Origin of the sequence: Candidatus Electronema sp. JC (assembly GCF_048287365.2) — a bacterium.
Lineage (GTDB): Bacteria > Desulfobacterota > Desulfobulbia > Desulfobulbales > Desulfobulbaceae > Electronema.
In genome coordinates, this window is the sequence record NZ_JBLWEM020000017.1 from 19,704 (window position 1) to 31,227 (window position 11,524).

Here is an 11,524-nt window from a genome sequence, read left to right on the forward strand (position 1 = left end):
CTTGCGGGGAAGACCTCTGCAAGCTGGGCATCGTCTGGCTCTGCCGCCATTCTTTAAATGGCATGGGCCTTCCTCACAGCCTGCTTGCCAAAATCCCCGCAGAAGAGTATCCTTGCCTGAAATCACTGACTGAACGCTGCCTGAAGGCAATTGAACCTCTCCACCGCGCCCCGCATGTCAACCGCCGCCTGCCCCCTTGTCGCCTTGATTGGCCGCCCGAACGTGGGCAAATCCACGCTCTTTAACCGCATCACCCGCAGCCGGGACGCGATTGTTGACCCCACGCCCGGCGTGACCCGCGACCGCCATTACGCCCAAGCGAGCTGGGAGGAGCAGTCGTTCATGCTGGTGGACACCGGCGGTATTGAGGACGAGGACAGCGACAACTTCAGCAGCCACATCCGCCATCAGGCCATGCAGGCGATGGACGAGGCGGACATCATCATCCTGCTGCTGGATGGCCGCCAAGGGGTGATGCCCGGCGACCACGAACTGGTTGAGCTGCTGCGGCGCACGGACAAGACGGTCTTCTTCGCGGTCAACAAGATTGATGCGCCCAACATCGAGAACGAGCTGCTGGCTCCGTTCTGGGAGCTGGGCGTTGACCAGCTCTGGGCTTTGTCGGCTGATCACAGTTACGGTTTCAGCACCCTGATGAACGCCTTGGCCGAGAAGCTGGGCCAGACCGAGGCACCGCCGCCGCTGCCGGAGAACACTATCCGTCTGGCCTTCCTTGGCCGCCCGAACGTGGGTAAGTCCTCAATGATCAACGCGATCATGGGACAGGAGCGGATGATTGTCTCCGAAGTGGCTGGCACCACCCGCGATGCAGTAGACACCATGCTCTCGGCGGACAAGCACAACTACCTGCTCATTGACACTGCGGGCATCCGGCGCAAGGGCAAGACGCAGGACAAGCTGGAGAAGTTCTCCATCCTCAAGGCACTGAAGTCCCTCAGCCGCTGCGACATCGCCGCAGTGCTGATTGATGCGCAGGAAGGCATCACCGAGCAGGACACCAAGGTGATCGGCTACACCCAGGAGCAGGGCCGTGCCCTCTTGCTGCTCATCAACAAATGGGATTTGATCGAAGGCGACAAGAAGCGGCAGGAGCAGCTCCTTGCAGCGGTGGAGGAGGCGGTCAAGTTCATTCCCTTTGCCCCGGTGTTCAAGGTCTCCGCCAAGACTGGCTCAGGCATCAAGCGACTCTTCCCGGAAATGGGCAAGATGCACCGCCAGTTTCACCAGCGTTTTCCCACCGCCGCCCTCAACCGGCTCTTGGAGGATGCCAAGACCCAGCATCCGCCGCCAATGCACCACGGACGCAGGCTGAAGCTCTACTACACCGCTCAGATCAGCAGTGCGCCGCCTACCTTCGCCGTGATCGCCAACTACCCGGAGGACATTCACTTCTCCTATCAGCGCTATCTCACCAACCGCTTCCGGGAAGGGCTAGGCCTTGACCGGGTGCCGCTGCGGCTCTTCTTCCGCGAGCGCAGCGGCAGGGACAAGGACAAGGGAGGGAAGAAAGCGGCGGACTGAGCGGACAAGGACGGGAAACACAAGCCAACGCAGGGAAGGGCAGGCATGATCGGAGAAATCATCGCGGTCGGCGACGAGCTGACTACAGGCCGGATAGTCAACACCACCAGTGCGTTCGCCGCCCGGCAGCTCTTTCTTGCCGGACACAGCATTCAGGCCATGCAGACCATCGGCGACGCGCCGAAGCTGATCGGCGAGGCCCTGAAGCGGGCGGTGAGCCGGGCGGAGTTTGTCCTTGTCACCGGCGGCTTGGGGCCGACCAGCGACGATCTGACCAATGAGGCCGCTGCCGAGGCATTGGATCGGCCTTCGACTCTGCATCCGGAAATTCTGGAGAAAATCCGCGCCCAGCCGTGGGCTGATCTCAGCGCGCTGGAGAAGCTGGCTTGGCTGCCGGAGGGCGCGGAAGTGCTGAACGCGGACGGACGGATGGCTGGCCATCTGCTGGTGCATGAGGCGGTGCCGGTCTTTTTTCTGCCCGGCGTGCCGTCGCAGGCGGAAAAGCTGCTGACCGAGACCGTCCTGCCCCGACTGGCGGGCTGGCTCGGCGGCAGACGCAGCGCGGTGCGGACCCGGCTCTACAAGACTGTCGGCCTGTGCGAATGTGAGATCAACCAGCGGCTGCTGGCCTTGGAAAGCGACCGGCGGGTGAGCGTCGGCTATTATCCGGTCGGCGGCGAGGTGCAGGTCAGCCTGAGCGTGGCCGAGGCTGGCGAGGCAGCGGCGGAAAGCCTGTTCCAAGAGGCGGACGGGCGCATCCGCGCCGCCTTGGACAGGCATCTCTACGGCACGGACAAAACGAGCCTTGCACAGGCGTTAGGAATGCTGCTGCGGGAAAAAAAGCTGACGCTGGCGGCGGCAGAATCCTGCACCGGCGGCCTGATCAGCGCGAAGATCACCGCTGTGCCCGGCTGCTCGGCGTGGTTCGCGGGCGGCGTGGTCGCCTATTCCAACCACCTCAAGGAATGCCTGCTCGGCGTGGACGCGGAGCTGCTGCGGCAGCATGGCGCGGTCAGCGGGCCGGTCGCCGAGGCGATGGCCACCGGGCTGGCCCGGCGCAGCGGCGCGGATGTTACCGTCGCGACGACCGGCATTGCCGGGCCGGACGGCGGCACAGCGGACAAACCGACAGGCACAGTGTATATTGGCCTCTGGCAGCAGGGAGCGGCGCGGGCCTGCCTGCAATGTTTCTGCGGCAGTCGGCACGAGATTCAGGAGATGACAGCAACAGCGGCCTTGGACGCGGTGCGGCGGGCGGTTTGCTGATTGCAGCGGAATGACTTGCAAGACAAGGAGAAAATAATGGCTATTTCAGCGGAAAAACAGGCGGAAGGACGAAGCAAAAGCGTTGACAGTGCCATCAGCCAGATTCACCGGCAGTTCGGCAAAGGCTCGATCATGCGCCTTGGCGAACACGAGCGGCTCAACATCCCGGTTATTTCCACCGGCACCTTGGGCATAGACCTTGCCTTGGGGGTCGGCGGCCTGCCGCGCGGCAGGGTGACGGAAATTTACGGCCCGGAGTCGAGCGGCAAGACCACGCTGGCCCTGCATGTCATTGCCGAGGCCCAGCGGGCGGGGGGCAACGCGGCCTTCATTGACGCGGAGCACGCCCTTGACACCACCTACGCTGAAAAATTAGGTGTGAATGTCGATGACCTGCTCGTCTCGCAGCCGGATTTCGGCGAGCAGGCTTTGGAAATCTGCGAAATTCTGATGCGCAGCGGCGGCCTCGACGTGATCGTCATCGACTCGGTGGCGGCTCTGGTGCCCAAGGCGGAGATTGACGGCAACGTCGGCGACCAGCACGTCGGCCTGCAAGCCCGGCTGATGTCCCATGCCCTGCGCAAATTCACCGGCGTCATCCAGAGAACCAACACCGTGCTGATTTTCATCAATCAAATCCGCATGAAAATCGGTGTAATATACGGCAGCCCGGAAACCACCACCGGCGGCAACGCGCTCAAATTCTACAGCTCGGTGCGGATCGACATCCGGCGGCAGGCGCAGATCAAGGACGGCCAAGAAGTGATCGGCAACCGGACCAAGATCAAGGTGGTGAAGAACAAGGTCGCGCCGCCCTTCCGGGAGGCGGAGTTCGACATCATTTACGGCGAGGGCATCTCCCGCGCCGGCGACCTGCTCGACTTGGCGGTTGACCGCAAGATCGTTGATAAAAGCGGGTCGTGGTACGCCTACAACGACGAGCGCATCGGCCAAGGCCGCGAGAACGCCAAGACCTTCCTCAAGGAGCATCCTGAGATGCTGCTGGAGATTGACCAGAAGGTGCGGCAGCTCTGCGCCCTGCCCAGCGGCGGCGGAGACGGCGACATTGCTGCGGATTATATTCCGGCGGAGGATGATGGCTATCCTGAAGATTTGGACGGGACAGCGGCGGAATAGCGGCTGCGCCGCGCGGCGTTATGTCATCAAGCAGTTCCAGCAGAACTGGGCGGGACGGCGAAGAAGCGGCGGCCCGCTTTCTTGAAGCGCAGGGCTATGTCATCGTGGAACGCAACTGCCGCCTGTCTGGCGGTGAAATCGACATCATCGCCCGCGACGGCGCCTGCTTGGCCGTGATCGAGGTGAAAACCCGACGCGGCAGCCAGTTCGGCAGCCCTTTCGAGGCGGTGGATGTCCGCAAGCAGCGGCGGCTGGCCGCTGCCGCGCTGGAGTATATGGCCGTCCGCAATTTAGACATGCCGCTGCGCTTTGACGTGGCCGCAGTTTTTGCTGAAAAAAACGCCTTCCGGGTGGAGCTGCTGCGCAACGCCTTTGACTGCGGGGAGTGAACGTGGCCGCAGATCAACAGAAAGGTCGCCTCCGTTCCGGCTTCACCACCGGGGCGTGCGCTGCCGCCGCCGCCAAGGGCGCGACGCTGGCCTTGCTTGTCGGCCAGCCCCTCGTTCAAGCAGAAATTCCCTTTCCTGACGGTCGCCGCTACAGCTTTCTGCTGCACCGCTGTGTAGCGGAGCAGGGCAGGGCGTGGGCATCGGTGATCAAAGACGCGGGCGATGACCCCGACGTGACCAACGGCGCAGAGATCATTGCCGCAGTTGAGGCGCAGCCTCTGGGCGGCACGGGCGAAGCCATTGCCATTAGGGCAGGGCAGGGGGTCGGCACTGTGACCAAACCTGGCCTGTCCGTGCCGGTGGGCGAACCAGCCATCAATCCGGTGCCGCTGCGGATGATCCGGGCGGCGGTGGCGGAGGCGTTGCATGAATTGCGACAAGACGGCCTGCGTCTGACAATCACTGTCAGCGTGCGCGACGGCGAGCGGCTGGCGGAAAAAACCCTCAACCGGCGGCTGGGCATCGTCGGCGGGCTGTCTATTCTTGGCACCACCGGCATAGTCCGCCCGGTCTCAGCCGAAGCGTGGACAGCGACCATTGACGCGGCCATGCAGGTGGCCCGCGCCGCCGGGCTGGATGAAGTATTGCTTTCCACCGGGCGCACCTCCGAGGCGGCGGCGCAGCGGCTGCTTGGTCTGCCGGAAGAGGCGCAGGTGATGATGGGCGATTATCTTAAGCACGCGCTCAAGGCGGCGCGGCGGCAGGGCTTCCGCCGCATCCACCTGGCGGGGATGTGGGCCAAAGTGCTGAAATGCGCTCTTGGTATCCCGCAGACGCATGTCCGCAACGGCGCGCTGGAAGTGCGGCAGGCGGCGGAGCTGCTGGCGGAGCTGGGGCTGGATGAAGAGACCGCAGCCGGGCTGGCGCAGGCCAATACAGCCAAGGAAATCCACCAGCGGCTGCTGGCGCAGGGCAGGGCGGACTTGGTGCGGGCGGTCTGCCTGCGGGCCAAGCAATATGCCGAGCAGGTCTCCGGCCTGCCGGTCAGTCTGTATTTAGTCACCTCGGAAGACGGGGTGGTGGAGCAGATCTGAGGTCAATCCTCCTGGTGGAGCTGCGGCAAATCCTTCGCCGTCTGCACGCCCAGATTTTTCAACGCTTCGGCCCGGCTGATTAAATTGCCTTGGCCGGTGTGCAGGCGTTTCTCCGCCAGCTCCCAGCTCTCCCGCGCCTGTTTCAGCCGTACACCGACCTCTGTGAATGCCTCGACAAAACCGGCGAACTTATCGTACAGCTTCCCGGCCTCTTTGGCAATAAGCTGGCTGTTGCGGTTCTGCTCGTCCACCCGCCAGATGTGATGGACAGTGCGGAGGATGGCCAGCAGCGTTGAGGGCGAGGCGAGCATCACCCGGCGGCGCAGGCCCTCGCCGAGCAGCTCCGGTTTGGCGGCCACAGCAGCCTGAAACGCCCCTTCAATCGGGATGAAAAGCAGGACGAAATCCAGCGTGCTCAGACCGGGTAGCTGCTGATACTGCTTGCCGCTGAGATTGGCGATATGCTTCTGTACCGAGGCGGCGTGGTTTTTCAGATGCTCCTCGCGCGCCCGCTCGTCAGCGGCCCGGCAGGCTTCGACATAGCTGTTGAGCGAGACCTTGGAGTCAATGACGATCACCTTGTTTTCCGGCAGATAGACAAGGATGTCCGGCTGTTTGAGCCTGCCCTGCTCGTCGCGCAGCGCAACCTGCGCCGCAAACTCATGGCCAGGACGCAGGCCGGATTCCTCTAAAAGTCGCTCCAGCACCATCTCGCCCCACTGGCCTTGCAGCTTGTTCGCGCCTTGCAAGGCTTTGGTCAAATCTACCGCCTCTTGGCTGATGCGCTCGTTCAGGCTTTTCAGGTGCTCAATCTCCTTGAGCAGGGCGACGCGGTCGCGGCTTTCCTGATGATGCGTTTCCTCGATCTTGCGGCGGAAATCGCCGAGCTGCTCCCGCACCGGCTGAAGCAAATTTTCCAAGCCGCCCGCGTGCTGCTCGCGCAGCAGCCGTCCCTGCTCGGCCATCACCTTGCGGGAGAGATTGCTGAATTCCTCCTCCATCCGCTGCCGACTCTGCTCCAACAGCCGCTGGCGTTCGTCCGCCAAGGCCTGCTGCTCGTGCAGCACGCCCTCCAGCCGGATTTTCTCGCCGTCCAGCTCCTCTTTCCGCAGCCGGAGCGCGTCGCGTTCGCTCCGCAGCCGCTGCGCTTCGTCCGTCAGCAGCTCCAAACGTAGCCGCTCCCGCTGGAGCCGGTTCCAAAGCAGCAAGACTGCCCCTGTCCCGGCAATAAGTGCCGCCAGCAGCAGGCTGTTTCCTTCCACCATCATCCTCCGCGTGAATGCGAGCCGCGCAGCTTTTCTTGCCGCTGCGCGAAAAGTGCAGTAGTCTTACCGCAGACGATGGAGGACGGAAAGAAAAAAATGATGCATGAAACATTGCGCAGACTGCCGCCGCTGCTTGTGCTGACCGGCTTCCGGGCGACCGGCAAGACAGCGGTCGGTCGGCATCTGGCCCGGCTCTGCGGTTATGAATTCGCCGATACCGACGCGCTCTTAGCGGAACGGATGGGCTGTTCTGTCGCCGAAGCAGTGGAGCGGCACGGCTGGCCGCATTTCCGCGAGCAGGAACAGCTGCTGCTGGCGGAGCTGGTTTCGCGGCGGAACACGGTGCTGGCCACCGGCGGCGGTGCGATTCTCCATCAGCAGGAATGGCAGCTGCTGCGCAAACAGGCCGTTGTCATCTGGCTGCGGACGGATTTAGCCGCGACCTTGGCCAGGCTGCGGCAAGATGAAAAAACTGCCGGTCAGCGGCCCCGGCTGCTCAGTCAGGCGGATGATGATTTGGAGACCGAAACCGTCGCGTTGCTCAAAGAACGCGAACCGCTGTACCGGGCTGGTTCGGATCTGGTTATTGAAACCGGAGGCAGAACGGCGGAAGAGGCGGCGCGGAAATTGTTTTTTCGCTTGACGAAAAACGGCGCGGATGTTAATTCCTGCGTTTAATCGCGCCCGCCTCTTCCCGGAGAAGCATCATGCTCAAGCCCGCCCTGTTCCGCCTTCTTTTTTCTTTCTGCGCTCTGCTGTCCTTTTCCTCTTCTGAGGCGGCTGGCTGCATGACGAAGCTCGTTCATGCTGGTGACAGCATGACTCCGCCCGCGCCTGCCGCTGGCGAGCCTGCGACGATCACCTTTCAGCTGCGCAATAATTCTGTTCCCCCTTGCGACGCGGTCGGCCACAGGCTGGCCTTTCATTCGGTGCTGCCCGCCACACCGGCATGTCTGGCAGGAAACTACAGCGGCAGCAACCCGACCTTTTCGATCAACGCGGGCATGACTGGCCCTGCTGTCGCCGTGATTCCCGCCGCGCCGCCTGCGGGCTGCAAAGTCTATTTCGATATCTTGGACGCTTCAGGGAAACCGCTGCCGGTACTGCCCAAAGGCAGGCTGTACGAAGACTTCACCGGCGGCACAGGCCCCGGCAGCCCCTGCGCTGGTGCGGCAACGCCAAAAATTCAGAACGCCCGTCTTGCGCATCTTGGCAACGGGCAGGTGCTGGTCAGCGCGGACATCATCAGCATTCCGCCTGCACCGCCAGCAGTGCCCGGCCCGGCTCTGCCCATGACCGCTATACTGGAGCTGAACAACGGCAGCAGCATTCCAATGGAGCTGCTGGCTTCTGGCGGGTATGGCGCAAAGGGAAAAGGCAAGATCACCGGCCAGAATGATTACCGGATCACGGTGTTCAACGGCTGTTTCACAGCTGTGTTTTCATTCGTTAAAGGTGTTGCCTCTTCGTATTTGTACGGCCCTGGTTGTCAATGTGCTTCTGGTTGTGATAGCACACGCTCGACATTTGCAGCTTCATCGGGAGAGCCTGTCACCACCTACACCGGCAACTTTACGGAGACTCTGACCGATGCCGCTGTTGCCGGAATTGGCGATGCTGACTTGCTGCTTCAGCGTTCCTACAACTCCTCGTCAACGCAGACTGATTCCGCTTCTGTCTATGAATTCGCTGAAGACGGCGACGAAGGGGAGAAAGTTGAAGGCCCGCCGCAGTATTTCGGCACGGGCTGGTCTTCCAATCTGGATGTTTTCCTGCTGAAGCTCGACTACGCGCCGGTTTATGAAGGCGTGCAGATTGTCTTCCCGGACGGCCACACCCAGAATTTCGATAAAGACGGCTCCAGCTACGAGCCTTCCACGCCGGACAATTTTGATGAGCTGACTGAAGACGGCGGCGATTTTGTCCTGACCCGGAAAGCCAGCCTTGAGACATGGCGGTTTGGCTCGGACGGCAAGTTGCTCCAAATCAGCGACCAGAACGGCAACAAGGTCGCCTACAGCTACTCTGGCAAATGCCTTGCGAAAATCAGTAGCGGCAGCAGGGCGGTGAACTTCACTTGCGATGCGGAAGGGCATATTGTCAAAGCGGAACTGCCGGAAAACATAACTATTTCCTACGAATATAAAGACGGTCTGCTTTCTGCCATGACCGACGGCAGAGGCAATAAAACCCAATACACCTACGACGACAACAAGCAGCTCACCGAAATCATCACCCCGCTTGGCACTCCTTCGGTTCGCATGAGCTACGACGACCGCTACCGTGTTTCCAAGCAAACCGTAGGGGAAGATGAGCTGTATGCCTTTGTCTATCAGGGCGAGGATGCGGCGGAAAGCACCACAATCACCGACAGCTACGGCAATGCCACCGTGCAGAAGCACGACGAGGAAGGGCGGCAGGCTGAAACCATCCATCCTGACGGCTCGACTGAGGAATTCAAGCACGACGACCACAACAACCGCACCTATTACAAAGACCCGGCAGGCGGGGAGTACCGCTACAGCTATGATGAGCAGGGCAACATGCTTTCCTTGGACGGCCCGCTGGGGCTGCATAAGGAATGGAGCTACAGCCAAAACAACCTTGTGACCGTTGCCACGGAAAAGGTGGATGCGACGAAGAGCCGCACATTCACCTTTGAGTATGACGACAAGGGCAACCTCTCCAAATTTTGCCTGCCGTTGCAAAGCTGCGGTTCTGTGAGTTACACGGCAGCAGGTCTGCCGGAGAAGATGACTGATTTGCGGGGCAATGTCACCAGCAATGTCTACAATGCCGAGGGCGACCTGGTGAGCGTGACCGACCCGGAAGGGGCAGTCACAAAGTTTGCGCATGACGGGCTGGGCCGGGTCATTGGCAAGACCAAGCCGCTCGGCAATGCCTACAGCTACACCTACGACCAGAATTCCAACCTGACCGCTGTGGATGGCCCGCTCAGTTTTCATCTGGGCTACAGCTACGATGCCAACAACCAGCTTGCCGAAAGCACTGATCCGAACGGCGGCAAGAGCCGCTACACCTACACGGCCTCTGGCAAGCTGAGTTCGCTGCAAAACCAGCTTGGCTTTGTCACCGCGTACAGCTACGGGCTGATGAACGAGCGGACAGGAATGACCGATGCCGAGGGCAGGCAGTGGAGCTATGCCTACGACAACATGCTTCGGGTCAAGGAAGTCAATGGCCCGCTTGGATACCGCCAAGGCTTTGTCTATAATGCCCTTGGGTTAATCACCGATGCGACCGACCCGGAAGGCAGGGTGAAGCATGTCGCCTATGATGCCCTGGGCCGTCCGCTGGCCGTGACCAAGAACTATGTGCCAGGGGCAGGCAACAGCGCGGATACCAATGTCACAACCTCCTTTGCTTATGACCTGCTGGGCAACAGGCTTTCCGTCACCGATCCAGAGGGCTATCAGTTCGCCGCTGAATACGACCTGCAAGGCCGTCTGGTGAAGCGGAAAGATGCGGAAAATTATGAATGGGAGTACAGCTACGACCCGATGGGCAACCTGCTTGCCGAGCTGAACCCAAGGGGCGTTGCAACCGCCTATGCCTACACCCCGGCAAACCGGCTTCAGTCTGTCACCAATCCTGAGCAGCACACCAAGACCCTTGCTTGGAATGCCAACGGCAAGCTGGTTTCCATCAAAGACCCGATGGGGATTGTCACGGCCTACGGCTATGACGAGCTTGACCGGAAGACCGCCAAAATCAGGAATTGGCAGCCCGCCGCAGCAGCGGACAGTCAAACCAATGTCACGACCAAGTTTGCCTATGACCTGGCAGGCAATCTGCGTTTCATCACCAACCCGCTCAACTACAAGGCGGAAATCCGCTACGATGCCGCCCATCGCAAGACTGAGGCCATCAACTTTGAAGGCGGCAGCACCCGCTTTGAATATGACAAGGTGAACAACCTGCTCAAGGTCACGGATGCCGAGGGCAATGCCACGACCTACAGCGTGGACGCGCTCGACCGTCTTGTTGCCGTCACCAATGCTGAGAACGAAACCACCGGCTACACCTACGATCTGGTCGGCAACCGCACCCAGCTTGTGGAGCCGGACGGCACTGTCACCCTGTATGAGTTTGACGGGGTGTACCGCCTCAACAAGGTGCATGAGAACTGGCGGCCTGATCAAGGGCCGGGCAGCGATGTGAATGCCGTCACCGCCTATGGCTATGACCGCCGTGGACTGCTTATCAGCATGGTGAACCCCAACGGCGCGGAAACCCGCTTTGAGCACAATGGGGTTGAAAAGCTGGTGAAAGAGACTGACCCGCTGGGCAAGGTCTGGGAGTATGCCTATGACGGCAACCGCAACCGTGTGAGCCGCAAGGATGCCAAAGGCGACCTGACCGAGTACGGCTTTTATCCAGACGACATGCTGGAGCAGATCAGCTATGCCGACGGGAGCAGTGTGTCCTACGAATACGACCCGAACAACAACCGCATCGGCATGAGCGACAAGCTGGGCAAAACTTCTTGGAGCTTTGACCCGCTCAACCGCACCATCGGGCAGGAAGACCCCTTTGACAGGGTGCTTGCTTCCCGCTACGATGCCGATTCCAACCGCATCGGCATGACCTATCCGGACGGCAATCAAGTTGCCTATGAGTACAGCCCGAACAGCTGGCTGCGCAAGATGACCTTGGTTCCTGTAGGGGCGTTTCGCGAAACGCCCCTTGTATTATGAGATTGGGATGGATTAGCATAGTCCATACCGATGCTAGGAGAGCCGGATGCCGCAACGCCCCTTGGGCCAAAGAGTCCGCGACGTAGATAACGCACCGGTCTCTCCAGTTTTTC

Annotated in this window: 8 protein-coding genes; 7 read left to right on the plus strand and 1 reads right to left on the minus strand. The window is 61.0% G+C overall.

The window, feature by feature from the left end; genetic code table 11:
• The first annotated feature begins 150 nt into the window (after positions 1-150).
• The 5 genes from der to ACNKH3_RS02295 are packed head-to-tail and all read left to right on the plus strand — an operon-like array spanning position 151 to position 5,428.
• The gene (gene der / locus ACNKH3_RS02275; protein WP_420208091.1) at positions 151-1,542 is read left to right on the plus strand and encodes a ribosome biogenesis GTPase Der; all 1,392 of its coding nucleotides are present in this window, start codon (positions 151-153) and stop codon (positions 1,540-1,542) included.
• A 45-nt stretch (positions 1,543-1,587) separates the two neighbouring features.
• Positions 1,588-2,808, plus strand: coding sequence for a CinA family nicotinamide mononucleotide deamidase-related protein (locus tag ACNKH3_RS02280; protein ID WP_417916962.1), 1,221 nt, complete (start codon positions 1,588-1,590; stop codon positions 2,806-2,808).
• 36 nt (positions 2,809-2,844) lie between these two features.
• Positions 2,845-3,945, plus strand: a complete 1,101-nt coding sequence (gene recA, locus ACNKH3_RS02285; protein ID WP_417916961.1) for a recombinase RecA — start codon at positions 2,845-2,847, stop codon at positions 3,943-3,945.
• Positions 3,946-3,965: 20 nt separating this feature from the next.
• On the plus strand, positions 3,966-4,334 hold the full coding sequence (locus ACNKH3_RS02290; protein ID WP_417916960.1) for a YraN family protein: 369 nt from the start codon (positions 3,966-3,968) through the stop codon (positions 4,332-4,334).
• Between the two features lie 2 nt (positions 4,335-4,336).
• A complete protein-coding gene (locus tag ACNKH3_RS02295) occupies positions 4,337-5,428 on the plus strand; it encodes a cobalt-precorrin-5B (C(1))-methyltransferase (RefSeq protein WP_417916959.1) in 1,092 nt (363 codons plus the stop codon).
• 2 nt (positions 5,429-5,430) lie between these two features.
• Here ACNKH3_RS02295 and ACNKH3_RS02300 read toward each other — a convergent pair whose 3' ends face one another.
• On the minus strand, positions 5,431-6,690 hold the full coding sequence (locus ACNKH3_RS02300; RefSeq protein ID WP_420208092.1) for a DNA recombination protein RmuC: 1,260 nt from the start codon (positions 6,688-6,690) through the stop codon (positions 5,431-5,433).
• A gap of 99 nt (positions 6,691-6,789) precedes the next feature.
• On the opposite strand from ACNKH3_RS02300, the gene ACNKH3_RS02305 reads away from it, so the two are divergent.
• Complete coding sequence (locus tag ACNKH3_RS02305) at positions 6,790-7,371, plus strand: shikimate kinase (protein WP_417916957.1); 582 nt, start codon at positions 6,790-6,792, stop codon at positions 7,369-7,371.
• Between the two features lie 29 nt (positions 7,372-7,400).
• The gene (locus tag ACNKH3_RS02310; RefSeq protein WP_420208093.1) at positions 7,401-11,411 is read left to right on the plus strand and encodes a DUF6531 domain-containing protein; all 4,011 of its coding nucleotides are present in this window, start codon (positions 7,401-7,403) and stop codon (positions 11,409-11,411) included.
• Positions 11,412-11,524: the final 113 nt, after the last annotated feature.

What these genes read in the sequence shown, in the direction of transcription:
- recA (WP_417916961.1), top strand. Translation starts at nt 2,845, where the DNA reads ATGGCTATTTCAGCGGAAAAACAGGCGGAAGGACGAAGCAAAAGCGTT.
- ACNKH3_RS02310 (WP_420208093.1), top strand. Translation starts at nt 7,401, where the DNA reads ATGCTCAAGCCCGCCCTGTTCCGCCTTCTTTTTTCTTTCTGCGCTCTG.
- ACNKH3_RS02290 (WP_417916960.1), top strand. Translation starts at nt 3,966, where the DNA reads ATGTCATCAAGCAGTTCCAGCAGAACTGGGCGGGACGGCGAAGAAGCG.
- ACNKH3_RS02280 (WP_417916962.1), top strand. Translation starts at nt 1,588, where the DNA reads ATGATCGGAGAAATCATCGCGGTCGGCGACGAGCTGACTACAGGCCGG.
- ACNKH3_RS02305 (WP_417916957.1), top strand. Translation starts at nt 6,790, where the DNA reads ATGATGCATGAAACATTGCGCAGACTGCCGCCGCTGCTTGTGCTGACC.